Annotated in this window: 17 protein-coding genes; 13 read left to right on the top strand and 4 right to left on the bottom strand. The window is 69.9% G+C overall.

Features of this window, described 5'->3' with window-relative positions; genetic code table 11:
- Positions 1 to 150: 150 nt before the first annotated feature.
- From E9232_RS04935 to E9232_RS04915, 5 genes are all read left to right on the top strand, one after another.
- A complete protein-coding gene (locus E9232_RS04935; RefSeq protein WP_309792486.1) occupies positions 151 to 1,182 on the top strand; it encodes a cupin domain-containing protein in 1,032 nt (343 codons plus the stop codon).
- A gap of 414 nt (positions 1,183 to 1,596) precedes the next feature.
- Complete coding sequence (locus E9232_RS04930) at positions 1,597 to 2,472, top strand: hypothetical protein (protein ID WP_309792485.1); 876 nt, start codon at positions 1,597 to 1,599, stop codon at positions 2,470 to 2,472.
- 397 nt (positions 2,473 to 2,869) lie between these two features.
- A complete protein-coding gene (gene alaS, locus E9232_RS04925) occupies positions 2,870 to 5,521 on the top strand; it encodes an alanine--tRNA ligase (protein WP_309792484.1) in 2,652 nt (883 codons plus the stop codon).
- Between the two features lie 115 nt (positions 5,522 to 5,636).
- Positions 5,637 to 6,089: a GcrA family cell cycle regulator gene (locus E9232_RS04920; RefSeq protein ID WP_309792482.1), complete on the top strand. Its 453-nt coding sequence runs from the start codon at positions 5,637 to 5,639 to the stop codon at positions 6,087 to 6,089.
- An 80-nt stretch (positions 6,090 to 6,169) separates the two neighbouring features.
- The gene (locus E9232_RS04915; RefSeq protein ID WP_309792481.1) at positions 6,170 to 6,706 is read left to right on the top strand and encodes a hypothetical protein; all 537 of its coding nucleotides are present in this window, start codon (positions 6,170 to 6,172) and stop codon (positions 6,704 to 6,706) included.
- 73 nt (positions 6,707 to 6,779) lie between these two features.
- Here the strand turns inward: E9232_RS04915 and E9232_RS04910 are convergent, their stop codons facing one another.
- On the bottom strand, positions 6,780 to 7,994 hold the full coding sequence (locus tag E9232_RS04910) for an NADP-dependent isocitrate dehydrogenase (RefSeq protein ID WP_309792480.1): 1,215 nt from the start codon (positions 7,992 to 7,994) through the stop codon (positions 6,780 to 6,782).
- A gap of 75 nt (positions 7,995 to 8,069) precedes the next feature.
- Complete coding sequence (locus E9232_RS04905) at positions 8,070 to 8,654, bottom strand: LOG family protein (protein ID WP_309792479.1); 585 nt, start codon at positions 8,652 to 8,654, stop codon at positions 8,070 to 8,072.
- A 589-nt stretch (positions 8,655 to 9,243) separates the two neighbouring features.
- Here E9232_RS04905 and E9232_RS04900 point away from each other — a divergent pair.
- On the top strand, positions 9,244 to 10,224 hold the full coding sequence (locus E9232_RS04900) for a LysM peptidoglycan-binding domain-containing protein (protein WP_309792478.1): 981 nt from the start codon (positions 9,244 to 9,246) through the stop codon (positions 10,222 to 10,224).
- Between the two features lie 151 nt (positions 10,225 to 10,375).
- Here the strand turns inward: E9232_RS04900 and E9232_RS04895 are convergent, their stop codons facing one another.
- Entirely contained in the window at positions 10,376 to 11,752 is a 1,377-nt protein-coding gene (locus tag E9232_RS04895) for a formimidoylglutamate deiminase (protein ID WP_309792477.1), read from the bottom strand.
- Positions 11,749 to 13,038, bottom strand: a complete 1,290-nt coding sequence (locus E9232_RS04890; protein WP_309792476.1) for a Fic family protein — start codon at positions 13,036 to 13,038, stop codon at positions 11,749 to 11,751. Before E9232_RS04890 ends, E9232_RS04895 begins: the two co-directional genes overlap by 4 nt.
- A 120-nt stretch (positions 13,039 to 13,158) precedes the next feature.
- Here E9232_RS04890 and hutI point away from each other — a divergent pair, with 120 nt between their 5' ends.
- From hutI to E9232_RS04855, 7 genes are all read left to right on the top strand, one after another.
- Complete coding sequence (gene hutI, locus E9232_RS04885; RefSeq protein WP_309792475.1) at positions 13,159 to 14,370, top strand: imidazolonepropionase; 1,212 nt, start codon at positions 13,159 to 13,161, stop codon at positions 14,368 to 14,370.
- 81 nt (positions 14,371 to 14,451) lie between these two features.
- On the top strand, positions 14,452 to 15,015 hold the full coding sequence (locus tag E9232_RS04880) for a lytic transglycosylase domain-containing protein (protein ID WP_309792474.1): 564 nt from the start codon (positions 14,452 to 14,454) through the stop codon (positions 15,013 to 15,015).
- A 118-nt stretch (positions 15,016 to 15,133) separates the two neighbouring features.
- The gene (locus tag E9232_RS04875; RefSeq protein ID WP_309792473.1) at positions 15,134 to 17,899 is read left to right on the top strand and encodes an SLBB domain-containing protein; all 2,766 of its coding nucleotides are present in this window, start codon (positions 15,134 to 15,136) and stop codon (positions 17,897 to 17,899) included.
- A 170-nt stretch (positions 17,900 to 18,069) separates the two neighbouring features.
- Positions 18,070 to 19,383: an NAD(P)/FAD-dependent oxidoreductase gene (locus tag E9232_RS04870; RefSeq protein WP_309792472.1), complete on the top strand. Its 1,314-nt coding sequence runs from the start codon at positions 18,070 to 18,072 to the stop codon at positions 19,381 to 19,383.
- Positions 19,380 to 20,162: a DUF1365 domain-containing protein gene (locus E9232_RS04865; RefSeq protein ID WP_309792471.1), complete on the top strand. Its 783-nt coding sequence runs from the start codon at positions 19,380 to 19,382 to the stop codon at positions 20,160 to 20,162. The genes E9232_RS04870 and E9232_RS04865 overlap by 4 nt, the downstream gene beginning before the upstream one ends.
- Positions 20,163 to 20,174: 12 nt before the next feature.
- Entirely contained in the window at positions 20,175 to 21,410 is a 1,236-nt protein-coding gene (locus E9232_RS04860; RefSeq protein WP_309792470.1) for a class I SAM-dependent methyltransferase, read from the top strand.
- Positions 21,411 to 21,422: 12 nt separating this feature from the next.
- Positions 21,423 to 22,757 carry an MFS transporter gene (locus tag E9232_RS04855; protein ID WP_309792469.1) on the top strand — a complete coding sequence of 445 codons (1,335 nt, stop codon included), beginning with the start codon at positions 21,423 to 21,425 and terminating at the stop codon, positions 22,755 to 22,757.
- Positions 22,758 to 22,762: the final 5 nt, after the last annotated feature.

Below are 22,762 nucleotides of genomic sequence, written 5' to 3'. Positions count from 1 at the left end.
ACCTCATCGTCATTGCGAGGAGGCGCAGCCGACGAAGCAATCCATGAGCCCGCACGAGCGGCCCGATGGATTGCTTCGCTGCGCTCGCAATGACGGGTCAGTGTTTCGTGCCGCTGATATGGTGTGAGGCCACAGGGAGGGGACCGACCGATGTCGACCGGGAACAACACGTCGCCGAAGCCGATCTCGTCGCAGGACGTGCCGTGGACCGAGTGGGTGGACATCCCGCGCTTCACCACGCGCTACCGCCACCTGACCCGCGCGGTGGTGGGCGACGACTACCATGTCGGCGTCGTGATCGAGGAGCTGGGGCCGGGGAAGCAGAGCTCGCCGGCGCACTACCACATCTTCGAGGAGGAGCATGTCTTCATCCTCGAAGGCACGCTCACCGCCCGCATCGGCGCCGAACGCCACGAGATGAAGGCGGGCGACTATGTCTGCTACCCCGCCGGGCAGAAGGCCGGGCATTGCCTGCTCAACACCGGCGACACGGTCTGCCGCTACCTGGTGGTGGGCGAGCGCAGCCCGAACGAGATCTGCGTCTACACCGACAGCGGCAAGATGCTGGTGCGGCCCCTGGGGCGGCGCGCGCTCTTCGACCTGGCGGCGACGCGTAACTATTGGGACGGCGAGGAGACCGGCCTGCCGCCGGGCGAGGCGCCGCCGCCCGACGCCGCGGATGCCGAGGTGCCGGTCCGGCCCAGGCCGCCGATCGCGTCGGATGCCGTGGACTGGCGCGATGACGGCCTGGCCGGCAGCGCCCGGTTCGGCGGCCGCTCGAAGCACCTGACCTATGCCGCCGTCGGTGCGGGCTATCACGTCGGCGTGCTGATCGAATCCCCGGCGCCGGGCCGGCGCCTGTGCCCGACCCACTACCACATGCTGGAGGAGGAGCACGCGCTGGTGCTGGAGGGCGAGGTGACGCTGATCCTCGGCGACGAGCGCCACGTCATGAAAGCGGGCGACTATGTCTGCTTCCCCGCCGGGCGCAAGGTCGGGCATTCCTTCCTGAACAGCGGCACGGGGCCGTGCCGCACTCTCATGATCGGCGAGCGCAACCCCAACGAGGTCTGCGTCTACCCGGATTCCAACAAGATGGCGGTCGGCGCCCTGCGCACCGAGCAGGACATCTTCGACATGGCCGGGACCCGGCGGTACTGGGACGGCGAGCAGACGGGCTGAGAGGTCCGCCGCTGCGTCGCTTCCTGCGCTTGGCCGCTGCCGTGGGCGGGAGCCCTTCGGAGCGCTTCCCCCTCCGTCATTGCGAGGAGGCGAAGCCGACGAAGCAATCCATGGCGCCGCCTGGCATGGATTGCTTCGCTGCGCTCGCAATGACGGTGGAGGGGCCGGGACGGGAAGCCAGGCAAACGCTCAGATTGCCTCTCCCGCCTGGCGGGAGAGGTCGGGCTCGCGCAGCGAGACCGGGTGAGGGCGGGCCCCGGCCTCGACAAAGAGCCCTCACCCGGAGCCGCTACGCGTCTCCGACCTCTCTCGTAAACGGGAGAGGCAATCGGCGCCGGACGAACAAGATGTTCGCCCAGGCGTAAACACAATGTGCATTGTGTTAAGTGGAACGACTCGTTCATGATACGTTCCATGGAAGCAGCACCAGAAGGTTTCGACATCCAGGCCCACTGCCGCAGCCTCGCGCTGCAGCAGATGGAGATGCTCACCGAGATCGCCGAGATCAGCCTGCAGCTGGTCAGGGTCGAGGGCGCCCGCGCCCTCGACGCCCAGGCCCAGGTGAGGGCCGCGGCGCCCGGGACCGACGAAGCGGTCGCAGCAAGAGCCGAGGCACGGGAGGCCGGGCTGGCCTTTACCCGCTTCACCCGCACGGTGCATCAGTCGCTGGCCCAGCGCGCCCGCACCGCCGCCAAGCTGTGCGCCCAGGACCGGGCCGAGACCCCCGACCGCCTGGCCGCCCGCAAGGCCCGCCGCGACCGCCACCGCGACGAGGTCCAGGACACCCTGCGGGACATGATCTGCGAGGAGATCGAGGATGAGGGCCGCTTCAACGCCCTGAAGGATGATCTCGAGGAGCGGGTCGACGGGCTCTACGAGGACCAGGATGTCCAGGTCGAGGACCGGCCGGTGGGGTCGGTGATGGCTGGGGTGGCCTGCGGCCTCGGCCTGTCGGAGACCTGGCAGCGCTGGCGCGGCGAGGAATGGCCGGGCACGCCGCGCCCGGCCCGGCCGGCGGGCAGCCCGGCGGAGATCCGGGCGATCCGGGCCAAGCGCCGGAAGGCGGTGACCGCCGCGGTCGAGCGGGACTTTGCGCAATGCGCCGATCCCGCCTGGATCCCGGCGCTCCGGGCCGGGCTGGCGGTGCGGCTGCAGGAGCCCGATGTGATCGAGATGCTCGACACCGAGACCATCGCCACCGCCGCCCAGCGCCTCTGCCGGTCGCTCGGGCTCAGCCTCATGATCTACGGCTTCAAACCGGAGGCCCCGGACGCTCCAGACACCGGGTGAAGGATGGCCCGGGGCCACCCCCTCACCCCCAATGCCGTCATTGCGAGGAGGCGCAGCCGACGAAGCAATCCATGGCGCCGCATGGACTGCCCGATGGATTGCTTCGCTGCGCTCGCAATGACGATAAAGGGGGAGGGTGAGGAGGAGAGCCGGCCTTCCCGATGAGCCCGGACAGGGGACTCAAAAAATCATCGGTGAAGGGCCATGCCGGGCGCCATCCGCGCAATCCCTGGGGAGTCCGCCGTCGCGGCCGCCGCGCCGGGGCGATGCTGTGTGGCATCGGTACCGACTCATCCGCGTCGCTTCCTGGACAGGCATCCGCCCGGCGCGCTACAAGCGACGGCTTGGCCGTCGGGTACCCCGGCGGCGCACCGCTCGAGGCCGAACGATCCCCGCGATGCAGACCGTCAACGACATCCGCTCCACCTTCCTCGACTTCTTCGGCGAGAACGGCCACGAGGTCGTGGCATCGAGCCCGCTGGTGCCGCGGAACGACCCGACTCTGCTGTTCACCAACGCCGGCATGGTGCAGTTCAAGAACGTCTTCACCGGCATGGAGACGCGGCCCTACAAGCGCGCCACCACCTCGCAGAAATGCGTGCGTGCCGGCGGCAAGCACAACGATCTCGAGAATGTCGGCTACACCGCCCGGCACCACACCTTCTTCGAGATGCTGGGGAATTTCTCGTTCGGCGACTATTTCAAGGAACAGGCGATCGATCTGGCCTGGGGCCTGATCACCAAGGAATACGGCCTGCCCAAGGACAAGCTGCTGGTCACGGTCTACCACACCGATGACGAGGCGGCGTCGCTGTGGCGGCGGATCGCCGGGCTGCCGGACGAGCGCATCATCCGCATCCCGACCTCGGACAATTTCTGGGCGATGGGCGACACCGGCCCGTGCGGCCCGTGCTCGGAGATCTTCTTCGACCACGGCCCCGGCATCGCCGGCGGCCCCCCGGGCAGCCCGGACGAGGATGGCGACCGCTTCATCGAGATCTGGAATCTCGTGTTCATGCAGTATGAGCAGGTGACGAAGGAGAGCCGGGTCGACCTGCCGCGGCCTTCGATCGACACCGGCATGGGGCTGGAGCGCATCGCCGCCGTGCTGCAGGGCAAGCACGACAATTACGACATCGACCTGATGCGGGCCCTGATCGAGGCCTCGGCCGAGGTCACCAACAGCGACCCGGACGGCCCGTTCAAGATCAGCCACCGCGTCATCGCCGACCATCTGCGCGCCACCTGCTTCCTGATCGCCGACGGCGTCATGCCGTCGAACGAAGGCCGCGGCTACGTGCTGCGCCGGATCATGCGCCGCGCCATGCGCCACGCCCACATCATCGGCGCCCACGACCCGGTGATGTACAAGCTGGTGCCGGCGCTGGTGCGCCAGATGGGCGCCGCCTACCCCGAGCTGGTGCGGGCCGAGGCGCTGATCACCGAGGCGCTGAAGCTGGAAGAGGCCCGCTTCAAGCAGACGCTCCACCGCGGCCTGCGCCTCTTGGAGGACGAGACCGGGCGCCTCGGCGACGGCCAGGCGCTGCCGGGCGAGGTCGCGTTCAAGCTGTACGACACCTATGGCTTCCCGCTCGACCTGACCCAGGACGTGCTGCGCGGCCAGGGCCGCACCGTCGACACCGCCGGCTTCGAGACGGCGATGAACCACCAGCGCGCCGAGGCCCGCAAGGCCTGGTCCGGCTCCGGCGATGCGGCCACCGGCGCGGTGTGGTTCGAGTTGAAGGAAAAGCTCGAACCCACTGAATTCCTTGGATATGACACCGAGGCTGCGGAGGGCGTGGTCACGGCCCTGGTGGTCGACGGCAAGCCGGTCGACCAGGCCGCGCCGGGCAGCGAGGTCGTGGTCCTGGTCAACCAGACCCCGTTCTACGCCGAAAGCGGCGGCCAGACCGGCGATGCCGGCACCATTGTCCTGGCCGGTGGCGCGGGCGGCGCCAGCGTCGCGGTGCGCGACACCCAGAAGCAGGCCGGCGTGCTGTGGGCCCATATCGGCACCGTCTCCGGCGGCACGCTGAAGGTCGGCGACGCGGTCGAGCTGAAGGTCGACCACGCCCGCCGCAGCGCCATCCGCGCCAACCATTCGGCCACCCATCTGCTGCACGCCGCGCTGCGCCGCCGGCTGGGCGAGCACGTGACCCAGAAGGGGTCGCTGGTGGCGCCGGAGCGGCTGCGCTTCGACGTCAGCCAGCCGCGCCCGCTGACGGCCGAGGATATCGCCGTGGTCGAGGCCGAGGTCAACGCCCGGATCCGCGAGAACGCCGAGGTCACCACCCGGCTGATGACGCCGGAGGACGCGATTGCCGCCGGCGCCATGGCGCTGTTCGGCGAGAAGTACGGCGACACCGTGCGCGTCGTCGGCATGGGGCATGACGGCAACAAGGTCTATTCGCAGGAGCTGTGCGGCGGCACCCATGTCGGCCGCACCGGCGACATCGGCGGGTTCCGGCTGGTGTCCGAAGGCGCCGTCGCCGCCGGCATCCGCCGGATCGAGGCGGTGACCGGCGAGGGCGCCGTCGCCCATGCCGCCCATCGCGACGCGCTGCTGATCGACGCCGCCGCCACCCTGAAGGTGACGCCCGAGGAGCTGCCGGCGCGGCTGGCCGCCCTGGTCGAGGAGCGCCGCCGGCTCGAGCGCGAGGTTGCCGACCTCCGGCGCAAGCTGGCGACGGCGGGCGAGGGCGGGGCCGCGCCCGAGGTCAAGGAGATCGGCGGGGTCAAGTTCACCGGCCGGATCATCGACGACCTGCCGGCCCGCGAGCTGAAGCCGATGGCCGATGCGCTGAAGCAGCAGATCGGCTCCGGCGTCATCGCCCTGGTCGGCCGGGCCGAGGGCAAGCTGTCGGTCTGCATCGGCGTGACCGCGGACCTGACCGGGCGGTTCGACGCGGTGGCGCTGGTGCGCGCCGCGGCCGAGGCGGCCGGCGGCAAGGGCGGCGGGGGCCGTCCGGACATGGCGCAGGCGGGCGGGCCGGATGCGGCCCGGGCCGGCGAGGCGCTGGCGGCGGTCGAGGCGGCGCTGGCCGCCTGACTGTTGGAGGGGCTTGAAAGGTTGTGTCGCGGCTGTCGCGGATGTGGTAGCGTCTGCGTCCGAAGCCGCAATATGTGGTACGCGCATCGATCGCGCGTGATCTTGGGAGAAGCGGATGTCCTGGACCGATGAAAGGGTGACGCAGCTGCGTCAACTTTGGGGAAACGGGAAAAGCGCAAGCGAGATCGCCGAGATCCTGGGGGGTGTCTCTCGCAACGCGGTGATCGGCAAGGCCCATCGCCTGGAGTTGTCGGGCCGCCCGTCACCGATCAAGCGCAAGGAAGACGAGGAAGAGGAGACGGTGGTGGCCGTCGAGACGGCCGCGCCGGTCGCGGCGAAGGTCGCGGTCAGGCCGGCGCCCGAGCGCAAGTCCGGCGGCGCGACCATCCTCAACCTGACCGAGCGGATGTGCAAATGGCCGATTGGCGATCCGCGCGACAAGGACTTCCACTTCTGCGGCAAGGCGGCCCACGGCAACCTGCCGTATTGCGCCGAGCATGCCGCCATCGCCTACCAGCCGCCGGGCAAGCGCCGGGACGAGGAGCGCACCATCATCATGCGGGCGTGAACTCGCTTAAGGGTTGACGATTTCCCTCGCTAAATAGCAAAAGCTTCGGCATTAATTCCTCCCGGAACATAGGGGGAATCATGGTTCGAGGCATTCTGTCCTGCGCCGCCGGGCTTCTTGCCCTGGCGGCGTTTTCTTTGCCCGCTTTGGCGGATGAGTCGCCGATCAGTTTCGTGTCCGGGCCGCTGGCCGGGGCGGTGGCGCAGGACGCCAAGCACGACGAGGAGGCGCTCGAGGTCGCCGGCGGCCGGCGCCTCAGCGACGAGGCATTGTTCGAGTCGGGGGACTATATCGGCTGGGTCGACTGGTCGCGTCTCAACCTGCGCTACCGCTGGCGGGACACCGGGCAGATGGACGACCTGACCGAAATGGTCAAGCGCGTCTTCAAGGCCAGCGGCGTGGAGGGCATCACGGGCGGGCAGGATGGGCTGGGCGGCTTCATCAGCCAGTACCGCACCTTCCGGCTGACCGGGACCAGGCCGATGAGCTGCGGTGTCTTCGGGCTGCACCGCCGGAACGACTGGATCTCCGGCTTCGCCTGCACGCCGGGCCAGGGCACGATCCCGCTGCGCACGATCATCGAGGGGCTGGCGGTCAAGGACGTGCTCGAACCCTGAGGCCGGTCGCGTCCGGGCATGAAAAAGGCCGGCTTGCGCCGGCCTTTCTCGTCTCTCCCGATGGTCGCGGGCCTCAGCCCATCGCCAGCTGCAGGTTCTGGTCCAGCTTGTCCAGGAACTGCTCGGTGGTCATCCAGGGCTGGTCCGGCCCGATCAGGATGGCGAGGTCCTTGGTCATGTGGCCGGCCTCGACCGTCTCGACGCAGACCTTCTCCAGCGTCTCGGCGAAGCGCAGCAGCTCCGGCGTCTCGTCAAAGCGCGCGCGGTAGGTCAGGCCCTGGGTCCAGGCGAAGATCGAGGCGATCGGGTTGGTCGAGGTCGCCCGGCCCTTCTGGTGCTCGCGGTAGTGGCGGGTCACCGTGCCGTGCGCCGCCTCGGCCTCGACCGTCTTGCCGTCGGGGGTCAGCAGCACCGAGGTCATCAGGCCGAGCGAGCCGAAACCCTGGGCGATCGAATCCGACTGCACGTCGCCGTCGTAGTTCTTGCAGGCCCAGACGAAGCCGCCCTCCCACTTCATCGCCGATGCGACCATGTCGTCGATCAGGCGGTGCTCGTAAGTCAGGCCGGCCTTCTGGAACCGGTCCTTGAACTCGCTGTCGAACACCTCCTGGAAGATGTCCTTGAAGCGCCCGTCATAGCCCTTGAGGATGGTGTTCTTGGTCGACAGGTAGACCGGCATGTTGCGCAGCAGGCCGTAGGTCAGCGACGACTGGGCGAAGCCGCGGATCGACTCGTCCAGGTTGTACATGCTGAGCGCGACGCCGGAGCCCGGGAACTTGAAGACCTCCATCTCGGTCGGCTGGCTGCCGTCCGCGGGGGTGAAGGTCATGGTCAGGGTGCCGGGGCCCGGCACCTTGAAGTCGGTGGCGCGGTACTGGTCGCCGAAGGCGTGGCGGCCGACGATGATCGGCTTGCGCCAGCCCGGCACCAGCCGGGGCACGTTGCGGCAGATGATCGGCTCGCGGAAGATGGTGCCGCCGACGATGTTGCGGATCGTCCCGTTCGGCGACTTCCACATCTTCTTGAGCTTGAATTCCTCCACCCGCGCTTCGTCGGGGGTGATGGTGGCGCATTTCACGCCGACGCCGTACTTCTTGATCGCCTCGGCGGAATCGATCGTCACCTGGTCATCGGTCTGGTCGCGGTACTCGACCCCGAGATCGTAGTAGTGCAGGTCGATGTCGAGGTACGGCAGGATCAGCTTGTCCTTGATGAACTGCCAGATGATGCGCGTCATCTCGTCGCCGTCGAGTTCGACGACGGGGTTCTTGACCTTGATCTTGGCCATGTCGGGATCTTTCGGCTTCGGACGGGAATGGCCGGGCTTATAGCACCCGGCCGGCGGGGACGGAAGGAAGCGGGATCAGACCCATTTGTCGCTGGCCGGGCCGGCGACCGGCTCCGGCGCGGCGATGGCGCCGAACACCTCGTCGACCGTCTCGACCACCTGGAACAGGTCGCGGTGCTCCGGCCGGCAGAAGCCCTGGGCGATCATGTGGTCGACCAGGCGCAGGAACGGGCGCCAGTAGCCGTCGACATCGACGAAGACGATCGGCTTGGTGTGCAGCTTCAGCTGCAGCCAGGTCATCATCTCGAAGGTCTCGTCCAGGGTGCCGAGGCCGCCGGGCAGCACGATGAAGGCGTCGGAGCGGTCGAACATCATGCGCTTGCGGGTGTGCATGCTGTCGACGACGTGCAGCTCGGTCAGGCCGGTGTGCTCGACCTCCAGCGCCTGGATGTGCTCGGGGATGATGCCGACCACCTTGCCGCCCGCGCCGAGCGCCGCATCGGCGACGATGCCCATCAGCCCGACCCGGCCGCCGCCATAGACCAGCTGCAGGCCGCGGGCCGCGATCAGGGCGCCGAGCCGGGCGGCGGCGGTCTTGTAGCGGTCGTCGACCCGGCTGGCGGAGCCGCAATAGACGCAGAGGGAGCGGATGTCGGACATGAGCGCGCGGGCCTGGGACGGGGCAGGGAGCCGGCAGGGCCGGCGGCGCGACATTAGGGTGGGGCGGGCGGCCGGGCAAGATTCGATGCGGCCCGGCCAGCGGTTTGTTGCGAGTCCGTGACCGTGCGGATAGGTTGGCAGGAATAATATCGGGGCGGTTCAGGCGTTGAAGACACTTGTGCTTATCGGCGGCATCGCGCTCGCCGTGCTTGCGGCTATTCTCGCCATGGGTGAGTTCGGCGGAAAGCCGCATCGCGACGCAGCGCTGCCGACGGTCGGCTCCGCGCCGGCCGCACCCGCCCCTGCACCTGCGGCGACTGTCCCGACCGCATCGCAGCAGGCCGCAGTGGCACCGCCCGCCGCGCCGCCCGCCACCGGGGCGGCAGCGCCGGCCCCGCAATCTCCCGCGCCATCGGCCGCCGCCGAGCCAGCCGCGCTTCCGCCAGCCGCAGCCCCGCCCGCGCCCGCTTCGCCACGGGTCCTGGGCGGCGGGTTCGACGAACCGCCCCGGGCCGGAAGCGCGCCCGCTGCCGCTCCGGCCGCGCCCGAGGCTGCGCCGACCCCGGCGACGAGCCAGGCACAGGCAGGATTGCCGGCCGCGCCGCAGCCCCAGGCCTCGGCTTCGCCGGCGGCGCCTCCCGCCCCGCACGAGGCCGGCCCCAATCCGGCGGGCGACCCCGATGACGCGCTGCGCTTCGACGCCATCCGGGTGAATGCCGAGGGCCTGCTGACCATCGCCGGGCGCGGCCCGGCCGGCGCCCGCATCATACTGCTCGACGGCGGGCGTGAGATCGGGTCGGCCGAGGCGGACGGGTCGGGCGGCTGGGTCTTCGCCTCCGACGGGCCGATCGCGCCGGGCGACCATCAGTTCTCGCTGCGCGTGGCCGGCGGCGGGGCGGAGGCCGCGTCGTCCGAGGTCGCGACGGTGGTGGTGCCGAAGCGCGGCCAGGACATCGCCGGCCGGGCGACGACCGACAGCGCTGCCGCTACCCCGCTCGTGGTGGTGACGCCGCAGCGGGGGCAGGGCGCGTCCACCGTGCTGCAGGCGCCGGTCGTGGCCGGCCCCTTGCCGCGGCCATCGGCGCCGGCCGGATCCCGGGCGAGCGCGTCCCTATCGATCGACGTCATCGATTATGGCGATGGTGGCGCTGTGATCGTCAGCGGCCATGGCGCCGCCGGGTCCGGCATCCGGCTGTATCTGAACAACCGGCCGGCCGGTGAAGGCCGGACCGACGGCAACGGCGTGTTCCGGATCCAGGCAACCGGTGAGATCGCGCCGGGCGTCTACCGCCTGCGGGCCGACCAGCTGGATGCCGGCGGCCGGGTCACCGGCCGGGCCGAGACCCCGTTCCAGCGGGCTGCGCCGGCCGAGATCGCGGTGGCCGAGGGGCGGGTCGTGGTCCAGCCCGGCAACAGCCTGTGGCGGATCGCCCGCCGGGTCTACGGGCAGGGCCCGCGCTACACCGTGATCTACCAGGCCAACCAGGAGCAGATCCGCAACCCGGATCTGATCTATCCCGGGCAGATCTTCACGGTGCCGGCCGGCCGGCCGGCCGCGGTTCCCGGTTGAAGGTGCAATTCTGCCCGATGGTGACGGCCGTCACAGCGGACAGGCTGGGTCGGGGTTAGGTTTGCATCAGCTCAGCGGCGTTTCTCGCCCGAGCGAGCCTCCCTGTTTCCCTTGTGGGCCCCGGCATGCCGGGGCCCTCTTTCTTTGCGTCTCAGGCCAGCAGCGCCGTCATCACCGAGCGGTAACGCGCCGCCACCGCCCGCTCATCGGCATGGTGCCCGTCGCGCACCCGCCAGCGGCCGCCGGCCATCACGCCGCGGATCGGGGAGTCGTTGCCGGCGAAGACGAAGCTGTCGAGCAGCGCGTCGCCCTGGCGGCCGATCAGCGCCGGGTGGTCGCTATCCAGCACCACCAGGTCGGCCCGGGCGCCCGCCTGGATCCGGCCCGAGGTCCGGCCGATCGCCTGGGCGCCGCCGTCGACCGCAGCCTGGAACAGTGTCGCGCCCACCGCCGGCCGCGCCGGCCCGGCGCCGACGCCGCGCTTCCGGTGCAGCAGGCGCTGGCCGTATTCAAGCCAGCGCAGCTCCTCGATCACCCCGACCGAGATGTGGCTGTCCGACCCGATGCCCAGCCGGCCGCCGGCGACGAGATAGGGGGCGAGCGGGAAGATGCCGTCGCCGAGATTGGCCTCGGTGGTCGGGCACAGCCCGGCGATCGCGTCGCTGGCGGCCAGCGCCGTGGTCTCGGTCCCGGTCAGGTGGGTGGCGTGGACCAGGCACCAGCGCCCGTCGACCGGGGCGTGGTCGAGCAGCCATTCGACCGGGCGGGCGCCGCTCCAGGCCACGCACTGCTCGACCTCCTTGACCTGCTCGGCGATGTGGATGTGGATCGGCGACGACGGATCGATCGCCTGGATCCCGGCCACCGTCGCCGCCAGCATCTCCGGCGGCACCGCGCGTAGCGAATGCGGTGCGATGCCGATGCGGACATCGGCGTCGCCGGCGTGGTCGGCGCGCAGCCGGGCGGCGATGTCGAGGATGCCCTCGGCATCGTTCAGGAAGCGGCGCTGGCCGTCGCCGGCCTTCTGCCCGCCGAAGCCGCCGGTGTTGTACAGCACCGGCAGATGGGCGATGCCGATGCCGGTGGCCTTTGCGGCCGCGATCACCCGGCGCGACAGCTCGGCGCGGTCGGCATAGGGCGTGCCGTCCGGCTGGTGGTGCAGGTAGTGGAACTCCGCCACCGCGGTGTAGCCCGCCTTCAGCATCTCGATGTAGAGCTGGGCCGCGATCGCCTCGACCTGGTCGGGGTCGAGCACGCGGACGAAGCGGTACATCTGCTCGCGCCAGCTCCAGAAATCGTCGCCGGGGCCGGCGGCGGTCTCGGCCAGCCCGGCCATGGCGCGCTGGAAGGCGTGGCTGTGCAGGTTGGCCATGCCGGGGATGACGATGCCGGCGATCGCCTCGGCATCCCCGCGCTCGGCCCCGGCCGCGACCCGGGCGAAATTCCCGTTCGCGTCGATCTCGATCAGGACGTTCTCGGCCCAGCCGTCGGCCAGCAGGGCGGTCTCGGTGAAATAGCGCGTGGTCAAGATCGTCCCTTCTTTCCTTGCAGCCGCTCGGCGAGATCCGAGGGTGCGACATAGGCCTTGCCGCGTCCGATCTGGCGCTTGCGAAGCAGGCCCGCGGCCAGCAGGTCTTCCAGATCGGCTCGCGCCGTATGATAGCTGACGCGATGCTTGTTCTTGTGTCCGTCGACGGTGACCTGCGCGCCCGGCGAGCGAGCGCCCGTTTTGAGAATGTCGAGCTGCCGATGGTTGAAGCGGCCCTCGTAAGGGGTCCCATCGAGCCAGGTCTCGACCAGCTCGATTTCCCGCGCCTTGCGGGCGAGGTAGTTCTGCAACCCTTCGATGGCGAGCCGCACCACCTTGGTCTGGTTGAGCAGGAAATAGGTCAGGTCATTATGGTCCAACTCGCTGTTCAGATAGGCCTTGGCGTATTGCACCGGCGACCGGCGGATAATGCTGGAGATGGAGATGAACTCCATCAGCCAGTATTTCTGCCGCAACAGCGACCAATAGAACAACGCTCGCGCCGTCCGGCCGTTGCCGTCGATGAAAGGGTGATCGTAGCCGATCATGAAGTGCAGGATGATGGCCCGGACCACGGGATGGATGAACTTGTCCGGCGGCGGGTTCAGGTCGTTGGCGAAGGCGCAGAATGCGTCAAGCCGCTGCGGCAGCGTATCGGCCTCCGGGGGGATGTGCAGAACTTCGCCGTCGCGCGGATCGACGACCTTGACGTCGTCCTTCGCTCGCCTCAGCCGGCCGGCCATCTCCGGCTTCTCCAGGGTTCCCTCGGTGACGACGCGATGCAGCTCGAGGATGATGGCCGGGGTCAGCGGCTGGTTGGCATGCTCGCGAACGAACTCCATGGCACGATAGTTGTTCAGCACCATCTGTTCGCCAAGGCTGCGCGGCTCACGATGATCGCGGATCATTTCGCGTGCCGCCTGCCGCGTGGTGGCCGCCCCTTCGAGGACGGAACTGGCGAAGGCTTCCTCGATCAACGAGGTCATGATGTAGCGGTCGCGTTGGGCGCTGCTGGCGGCCGGCGTCTCCGTGAGGATTTGGCCGCTCGCCTGGGCATCGATCCAATGCAGAATCGATCGCAAGACCGGCGGCTCGCAGAAGGAAAAGGCTTTGTTGCGCTTGTCTCCAAAGGGCAGCACGGTTGCGCTGAGCGCCCGTGCCCGGCGCATGGTGAACCACCAGTCTTCGGTGGATAGGCCTCCTGGAGGTTGGCGGACGCGGGCTTCGTCCCAGGAGAGATATCGGCCGTCGGATGATACCATGCCGATGCCAAATGTGACTTTCACATACTCGTGAAAGATGTCAGGGCGACCAGGGCCGCCGAGAGATGGGGGAGGTGAAACGCGCATGACAATGTTTTATAGCGAAACTCAAATTATAAAACATCTGCCTTGACGGAGAGATTCATGTGGGACCGGCTCTGGCTCAATGCGCGGCTGGCGACGATGGAGGGCGACGGATACGGCGCCATTCCCGAAGGCGCGATCGCGACGCAGGGCGACCGCATCGCCTGGGTCGGGCGGCAGGCGGACCTGCCCGGGGCGCCGGACCGGCTGGCCGCCGCGGTCGAGGATGCGGGCGGCGCCTGGGTCACGCCGGGGCTGATCGACTGCCACACCCATCTGGTGCATGGCGGCGACCGGGCGCGCGAATTCGCGATGCGGCTGTACGGCGCCAGCTATGAGGAGATCGCCCGCGCCGGCGGCGGCATCGTCTCCACCGTGACCGCGACGCGGGCGGCGGCGGAAGAGGAATTGCTGGAGTCGGCCCGGCGCCGGCTCGATGCGCTGACGGCCGAGGGCGTCACCACCGTCGAGATCAAATCCGGCTACGGCCTCGACCTCGCCACCGAATCCAAGATGCTGCGGGTGGCCGGACGGCTGGCCCGGGACACCGGCATCCGGGTCCGGCGCAGCTTCCTCGGCGCCCATGCGGTGCCGGCGGAGGATCGCGACCATCCCGACCGCTACCTCGACCGCGTGGTCGAGGAGATGCTGCCGGCGATCGTCCGCGACGGCCTGGCCGATGCGGTCGACGCCTTCGGCGAGACCATCGCCTTCTCGCCGGCGCAGGTCGAACGGGTGTTCCGGGCGGCGCAGGCGCTGGGCCTGCCGGTCAAGCTGCATGCCGACCAGCTGTCCGACCAGGACGGCGCGGCGCTGGCGGCCCGGTTCAAGGCGCTGTCGGCCGACCACCTGGAATACACCAGCGAATCCGGGGCGCAGGCGATGGGCCGCGCCGGCACCGTCGCGGTGCTGCTGCCCGGCGCCTATTATTTCCTGCGCGAGACCCAGCTGCCGCCGGTGGCGGCGTTCCGGCGGCACGGCGTGCCGATCGCGCTGGCGACCGACAACAACCCCGGCACCTCGCCGGCGACCTCGCTGCTGCTGATGCTGAACATGGGTTGCACCCTGTTCCGCCTGACGCCGGAGGAGGCGCTGGCCGGCGTCACCCGCAATGCGGCGCGGGCTCTGGGACTGGCGGCGGAATGCGGGCGGCTCGCGCCCGGGCTGGCGGCCGATTTCGTGTTCTGGGACGTGGCCGACCCGGCCGAACTGTCCTACCGCATCGCCTTCAATCCCTGCCGCACCGTGATCCGGGCCGGCCAGCCGGTTTGAGGGGTCAGCCGGCCGGGGTTCTGTTCGACGGCGTCTTTGTGCTAGAAGCACGCCATCGATTGGCGGGGGAAGCCGGTTGCGTTGTTGATCGGGACGAGATGGGGCGCGGCGATCGCGGCATTGCTGCTCGGCCTGGCCGTGGCGGCCGGGCCGGCGCAGGCGGAGGATAGCTGCACATCCACCATCCTGGCGATGGAGGGTGCCTTCGGCATTCCCCAAGGGCTGCTGCTGGCGATCGCGCAGACCGAATCAGGTGGCAAGGGCGATCCCTATCCCTGGGCCCTGAACATCGGCGGGACCCCGATGTTCCCAAGCAGCCTTGCAGCCATGAAGGCAGCGATCGAGGACAACGGCGGCGGCAACAGTCCCAACATCGACGTCGGCTGCATGCAGATTTCCTTGCGCTATCACAAGGAAACGCTGCCGGACTACACGCTCATCTTTCAGCCACAATACAATGTGATCTACGGCGCCTACTTCTTGCGCCGGTTGTTCAACCAATACGGGAATTGGCTGCAGGCGATTGCGCATTATCATTCCAGCGACCCGGTTCGGCAGTTCGCCTATGCCTGCCGGGTCTTGGAGCGGCTGAAGAAGATCCGCGGCCAGGGCAGCGGGGCAATTGAAGCTTGTACATCCGGTTGAGGGGACAAGGGATTGATTCGCCTTTTCTTTGCCGACCAGATCGGTCAGAAGATGGGATCATTGGGGGGCGTTGGCTCGATCAGCGCCGCGATCGAGCATTTTAGCGAAGCGGGGGACTATGAAGCCTGAGCAGAATGAGGGGCGCCACGATCGGCGCGGCGCAACGCGCCGAACCCTCCGGTACGGCGTCGGCCTGGCCCTGCTGGCGGGTGGCGCCCTGGCGCTGACCCCGGTCGCCGGCCGCGCCCAGCTCAACGCGCTGGTGGATCAACTGCAGCAGCTCGGCATCAACCCGTCGCAGCTGCAGCAGCAGGGCATCCAGCCCGACGGCTCGGCGATCCCGAGCGGCCCGCGCGTTCCGTCAACCGCACCGGCCACGGTGTCGACGTCCACGGTGGGCCCGGCGCCCTCGACCGTCACCCCTCTGCCCGGCTCGCGAATCGAGGGGGACTACCAGCGGCGGCTCAGCGGCGACATCACCCAGTTCGGCTACGATGTCTTCGCCGGCGGTGCGGTGGCCAGCCAGGTCATCAGCGGCGCCGTCAGCGAGAACTACGTCATCGGCATCGGCGACCAGATCGTGGTCACGCTGCGCGGCCAGGTGAACCAGGGCATCAACGCGACGGTCGACCGCGAAGGCCGGCTGATCCTGCAGGACCTGCCGCCGATCCCGGCCGCGGGCCGCGCCTTCGGCGATCTGCGGCGCGAGATCGAGACCCGGGTCAAGGAGAACTACGTCAGCACCGAGGCCTTCGTGTCGCTGGGCGACGTCCGGGCGATCTCGGTGACGCTGACCGGTGAGATCGGCAAGCCCGGCACCCAGACCCTGACCAGCTTCTCGACCCTGGTCGATGCGCTGACCGCCGCCGGCGGCATCAAGAAGACGGGGTCGCTGCGGTCGGTCATGCTGATCCGGCAGGGCCAGACCAAGGTCATCGACCTCTACGGCTTCCTGACCGGCAATGCCGGCGACAACGACCTGCTGCTGCAGGACGGTGACCGCATCGCCATCCCGACCATCGGGCGCACCGTCGCGGTGGCCGGCGACGTGGTCCGGCCGGGCATCTTCGAGATGCCGGCCGACGCCTCCGGCCCGCTCAGCGTCGCCGAGATGCTGGACTATGCGGGTGGGCCGATCCGCCCGGCGGGCAACCGCTTCAACCTGCTGCGGCTCGACCGCAACGGCCAGGACCAGGTCCAGAACCTCTCGGGCCAGACCGCCGTGCCGGTGCAGACCGGCGACATCATCCAGGTGACGCTGTCGCAGGACCTGCGGGTCGGCAGCGTCTCGATCACCGGCAACGTCACCGTCGCCGGGGTCCGGCCGCTGACCAGCGCGCCGACCCTGCGCGCGCTGCTGTCCGATCCGCCGATCCTGGCGGACGACGCCTACATGCCGTTCGGCGTGATCCAGACAACCGACCCGAACACGCGGATCCGCAAATTCGTGCCGGTCAATCTCGGCGTGGCGCTGCGGGGTGGCGGCAACATCCGCCTGCGCGACCGCGACAAGCTGATCGTGCTGTCGCGCGAGGACATCCGCTATCTCGGCTCGGACGACGTCCAGACCATGCTGGCCGGCATTCAGCCGGGCGCGGCCCGCTCCGCGGCGCCGGACCTGTCGCAGAATCCCCAGGGCGCGTCCCAGACGCTGAGCGCCATCCTGCCGCCGGCCAATGACGTGGCGTCGCCCCGGGCCGGCTGTCTCGGCCTGCGGTCCCTGGCGGAGGCGGTGCGCAACGACTCCACCGGCCGCTTCCGCAACGCGCGGCAGACACTGCAGAACGACGCGAACGCGCTGCAGGTCAACCGGGCCTGCCCGCAGATCTTCGACGACCTTCCCGACCTGCTGCCCTTCGTGATCGAGCATGTGGTGTCGCTCGAAGGCCAGGTGCGGGTGCCGGGCAGCTATCCGATCATCCCGGGCACCTCGCTCGCCACCGTGATCGACATCGCCGGCGGCGCCACGGTCGAAGCCGACCGCGGCGCGATCGAAGTCGGCTACTTCTCGACCCTGTCGCCGTCCAACCTCAGCGGCTCCTGGCGGTCGGTGCAGAGCCTCGGCGCCTCGACGGCCTCGGTCCGGCTCAACCCCGGCGACAGCATCCGCGTGCCGCAGAGCGCGCAGCTGCGCGAAGAGGGCACGGTCACCCTGGCCGGCGAGTTCACCCATCCCGGCCGTTATGTCATCCGTCGCGGCGAGACGCTGCTGCAGCTGATCCAGCGCTCCGGCGGCTACACCAGCCAGGCCTTCACCTATGGCGCGGTGTTCACCCGCGAGGCGGTGCGGGCCCAGCAGCAGGAAGGCTTCGAGCGCACGGCCCGGGAGATCCAGGCCGGGCTGCCGCAGCTGGTCGCGTCCCAGAGCGACGACAGCAAGAACCCGGCCGCGGCCCTGCCGGCGATCCAGGGCCTGATCCAGGAGCTGAAGACCATCCCGGCGGTCGGGCGCATCGTGATCGAGGCCGACCCGACGGTGCTGGCCGCGCGGCCCGAGCTCGATTTCACGCTGGAGTCGGGCGACAAGCTGACCGTGCCGAAGCGGCCGCTCTTCGTCACGGTCTCGGGCGAGGTGCTCAACCCCGGCACGGTGCAGTACGCCGGCAACCATACGGCCGACGACTATATCGACCTCGCGGGCGGCCTGACCCGTGCGGCGGATGAAGGGCGTGCCTTCATCGTCCTGCCGAACGGCCAGGCGCAGCCGCTGGACCTGTCGTCCTGGAGCTACAGCTCGGTCAAGGTGGCGCCGGGGTCGGTGGTCATCGTGCCGCGCGACCTGAACCCGTTCAACCTCTACACCCTGGCCAAGGATGTCGGTCAGGTGTTCAGCAACCTGGCGGTGGCCGCCGCCTCGCTGGTGGTGATCGGCCGGAACAACTGACGCCCCGCCCGGTCGGGCGGGCCCGTCGGTCGGAAGAAGGGGCGGCACCGTCGGTGCCGCCCTTTTCGTTTGTCCCGGCCTCGGATCTGGCGGCCGTCCAGGTGATATGATCTGATCCCGGAAGGGCCCCGTAAGAGCGTTGAGGGCAGCAGGGGCACGGCGGCGGCAGCATGCGGATCGCAGTCATCGGAACGGGCATCAGCGGCCTCGGCGCGGCGCATCTGCTGCGGTCGCGGGCCGAAATCGTGCTGTATGACGGCGCGGCGCGGGCCGGCGGCCATGCCAACACCGTCGATGTCGGCCAGGACGGGCGGCAGGTGCCGGTCGACACCGGCTTTATCGTCTGCAATCAGGCGACCTACCCGAATTTCCTGCGGCTGCTCGGGACGTTGGGCGTGGCGACCGAGCCCACCGACATGTCGTTTTCCTTCAGTGCCGCCGGTGGCCGCTTCGAATATGCCGGCGACACGCTGGGCGGGCTGTTCGCGCAGCGGCGCAACGCCTTCCGCCCGGCGCATTACGGCATGCTGCGGGACATCCTGCGCTTCTACCGCGAGGCGCCAGGCCACCTGGATGCAGGTTCGGCCGACCTGACCCTGGGCGACCTGCTCGCCGGCGGCGGCTATGGCAGCGGCTTCGTGCACGACCACCTGCTGCCGATGGGCGCGGCGATCTGGTCCTGCCCGACGGCGGAGATGCTGCGCTTCCCGGCCCGGTCCTTCATCCGCTTCTTCGCCAATCACGGACTGCTTTCGGTCCGCGACCGGCCGGTGTGGCGCAGCGTGCCGGGCGGCAGCCGGCGCTATGTCGAGGCACTGACCGCCCCCTTCGCCGGGTCGCTGCGGCTCGGCACGCCGGTGGCGTCGCTCCACCGCACCGCGATCGGCGTGGTGGTGCGCGACGCGGCGGGGCAGGAGGACCGGTTCGACCAGGTCGTGGTCGCCACCCATGCCGACCAGGCGCTGGCGCTGCTGGCCGAGGCGACGCCGCTGGAGCGCGAGGTGCTGGGCGCCTTCCGCTTCCAGGGCAACGACGCCGTGCTGCACGACGACCCGGCCTTGATGCCGCAGCGCAAGCGGGCCTGGGCCAGCTGGAACTACCTCAGCGAAGACCGGCGCGGCGGCGCGGTCAGCGTCACCTACTGGATGAACCGGCTGCAGCCGCTGCCGGGACTGCGGCCGGTCTTCGTCAGCCTCAACCCGTTCCGGGCGCCGCGGCCGGGCAGCGTCCTGGCCCGGATCCGCTACGACCATCCGGTGTTCGACCATCGGGCGCTGGCGGCGCAGGCGGCGATCGGCACCATCCAGGGCCGCGGCGGGATCTGGTTCTGCGGCGCCTGGTGCGGCTACGGCTTCCACGAGGACGGCCTGGCCGCCGGCATCGCCGTGGCCGAGGCGCTGGGCGCCCGGCGGCCCTGGGCGGTCGAGGACATGTCGCCGGCGGCGCAGCACTGCCGGCCGCTGCGTCCGGCGGAAGCGGCATGAACTCGGCGCTCTATCACGGCCGGGTGGTCCATGCCCGCACCGGCGCGGTCCGCCACCGCTTCGCCTACCGCGTGTTCTCGCTGCTGCTCGACCTCGACGAGCTGCCGCAGCTGGGCGCCGGGCTCCGTACTTTTGGTTACAACCGCTGGGCGCTGCTGTCCTTCCGCGACCGCGACCACGGCCCGCGCGACGGCAGTCCGCTGCGGCCCTGGGTCGAGCGGGTGCTGGCGCCACTCGGGCTCGGCCCGATCGGCCGGGTGCGGCTGCTGTGCTTCCCGCGGCTGTTCGGCTACGTGTTCAACCCGCTCAGCATCTACTACTGCGACGATGCCGCCGGCCGGCTGGCCGCGATCATCTACGAGGTGCGCAACACCTTCGGCGAGATGCATTGCTACGCCGTGCCGGTCGATCCCGGGCGGCGGCCGGCCGCCCCGGTGCTGCAGAGCTGCGGCAAGGAATTCTACGTCTCGCCCTTCATCGCCATGCGGGCGCATTACCGCTTCCGGCTGTCGCCGCCGGAGGAGGGGCTGTCGGTGCTGATCCGGCAGTCGGTGGCGGAGGGCGAGGTGCTGGTCGCCAGCCTGGTCGGCCGCCGGGCGCCGCTGACCGATGGCGGCATCCTGCGCGCGGTGCTGCGCCATCCGCTGGTCACGCTGAAGGTGATCGGCGCCATCCACTGGCAGGCCCTGCTTCTGTGGCGCAAGGGCGTGCCGCTGCACCGTCACCCGCCGCCACCGGCCCAGGCGATCACCCTCTTCGCGTCCCCCGACAACCCATAGCGACCCGGTTCGATGACGAACGACACCTCCTCCTCGATCGCGACGCTCGGCCAGCGCTCCGGCATCACCTACCGGCCGTCGCCGCTGATGCGCGTGATGCTGTCGCTGTCCGGCCGGCTCCGCGTCGGCCGGCTGACCATCCGCTTTCCCGACGGCAGCGGCCGGGTGATCCCGGGCAGCGAGCCGGGGCCGGAGGCGGTGTTGGAGATCCGCCGCAACCGGCTGGCGCGGCGCTTCCTGTTCGGCGGCAATCTCGGCTTCTGCGAGGCCTATCTCGACGGCGACTGGGCCAGCCCGGACGTCGAGGCCCTGTTCACCTACTTCCTGCTGAACGAGGACGGGATCGAGCGGGCGATGAACGGCCCGTCCTGGTCGCGCGGGCTGCAGCGCCTGCTGCGCGGGCTGCACCCCAACAACCGGCGCGGCGCCCGGCGCAACATCGCCCGGCACTATGATCTCGGCAACGACTTCTACGCCGCCTGGCTGGACCCGAGCCTGACCTATTCGGCGGCGATCTTCGCCGCGGCGGACGAGGACCTGCCCTCGGCGCAGCGGCGGAAATACGCGCTGATGGCCCAGCGCCTGGACCTCCGGCCCGGCCACCGGCTGCTGGAGATCGGCTGCGGCTGGGGCGGCTTCGCCCGCTTCGCAGCGACCGAGATCGGCGCCACCGTGACGGCGGTCACGATCAGCCGCGAGCAATATGAATTCATAAAGAAATCGATATATGAGAGTGCACTATCAGATAGAATTAATGTGATACTTCAGGACTATCGGGACGTCGGCGGAAGCTTCGACCGCATCGCCTCGATCGAGATGTTCGAGGCGGTGGGCGAGGCCTATTGGCCGGCCTTCTTCGCCACGCTGCGCCGGCGCCTGGTGCCGGGCGGCCGGGCGGCGATGCAGGTCATCACCATCGCCGACCGCTATTTCGACACCTACCGCGCCGGGGCCGACTACATCCAGAAATACATCTTCCCCGGCGGCATGCTGCCGTCGCCCTCGGCCCTGGCCGGCCAGGTCGCCGCGGCCGGGCTGCGGCTTGACGAGATGGCCGGCTACGGCCCCGACTACGCCCGCACCCTGCGGCTGTGGAACGGCCGGTTCCAATCCGCCTGGCCGGCGATCGAGCCGATGGGCTTCGACCTCCGCTTCAAGCGGATGTGGGAGCAGTATCTGGCCTATTGCGCCGCCGGCTTCGCCGCGGGCACGATCGACCTGCAGCAGCTCTCGCTGACCCGCGACTGATGGCCTGACCGCATGGGCGATGCCCGCCCGCTCCGATCCTGGCGGCTTGCCGCCTATGCGTCGCCGGCCCTGCCGCTCGCGGCGCTGACCCTGCCGGTCTACATCCTGCTGCCGACCTTCTATGCCCGCGACCTCGGCATCGGCCTGTCCGCCGTCGGGGCGATCCTGCTGCTGGCGCGGCTGTTCGACGTGGTGGTCGATCCGGCGATCGGCGTGCTCAGCGACCGGCTGGCGACGCGCTGGGGCCGGCGCCGGCCCTGGGTGGTGGCCGGGCTGCCGCTGACCATGGCCGCGATCTGGTTCCTGTTCGTGCCCGGCCAGGGCGCCGGCGGGGCGCATCTCCTGGCCTGGAGCCTGGCGCTGCATCTCGGCTGGACCCTGATGATCCTGCCGATGTACGCGCTGGGCGCCGAACTGTCGGGCGACTATCACCAGCGCAGCCGCATCGCCGGCTTCCGCGAGGGCGCGGTGCTGCTGGGCACGGTGGTGGCGATCGGCCTGCCGGCGCTGGCCGGGCTGGGCGAACAGCCGGCGGCGGCGCTGCGCCTGCTGGCGCTGCTGCTGGTCGTCCTGCTGCCGCTGACCGTGCTGCTCTTCGTCCTGGCGGTGCGGGAGCCGCCGGGGACTCCCGCGGCCGGCGCGCCGGGGCTGCGGCGCGGCCTGCGCCTGATGGCCGGCAACGCCCCGTTCCGCCGGCTGATCGCGGCCTATCTGCTGAACGGCTTCGCCAACAGCCTGCCGGCGACCGTGTTCCTGCTGTTCGTCGACAGCATCCTGCAGGCGCCGGGCAGCGCCGGGCCGCTGCTGCTGCTCTATTTCGGGGTCGGGGTCTGCGCCATCCCGCTTTGGCTCCTCATCGCCCGGCATGTCGACAAGCACCGGGTCTGGTGCGGCGCGATGCTGGCGAACTGCGCGGTCTTCCTGTGGGTGCCGCTGCTGGGCCCCGGGGACCTGCCAGTCTTCACCGCCATCGTCGTGCTCAGCGGGCTGGCGCTGGGCGCGGATCTGGTGTTGCCGCCGTCGATGCAGGCCGATGTCGTCGATGTCGACCGGGTCGAGAGCGGCCAGCAGCGCACCGGCCTGTTCTTCGCGCTGTGGAGCATGGCGACCAAGCTGGCCCTGGCCGCCGCGGTCGGCGCCGCCTTCCCGATCCTGGAGGCCGGCGGCTACGACGCCGCCGCACCGGACGGCACCGGTGACCTCGCCCTGGCGCTGCTCTATGGCACGGTGCCGGTGGCGTTCAAGCTGGCGGCGGTGGCGCTGATGTGGCGATATCCCCTGACCCGGCGCCACCAGGCCGAGATCCGCGACCGGATCGAGGCCGCGGCCGCCGGCAGCCCGTCATGACCGGG

This window comes from Inquilinus ginsengisoli, from assembly GCF_031453975.1.
GTDB lineage: Bacteria > Pseudomonadota > Alphaproteobacteria > DSM-16000 > Inquilinaceae > Inquilinus > Inquilinus ginsengisoli_A.
The sequence above is the reverse complement of the archived record's forward strand: the minus strand, read 5'-3'. Positions and strand labels throughout refer to the sequence as shown.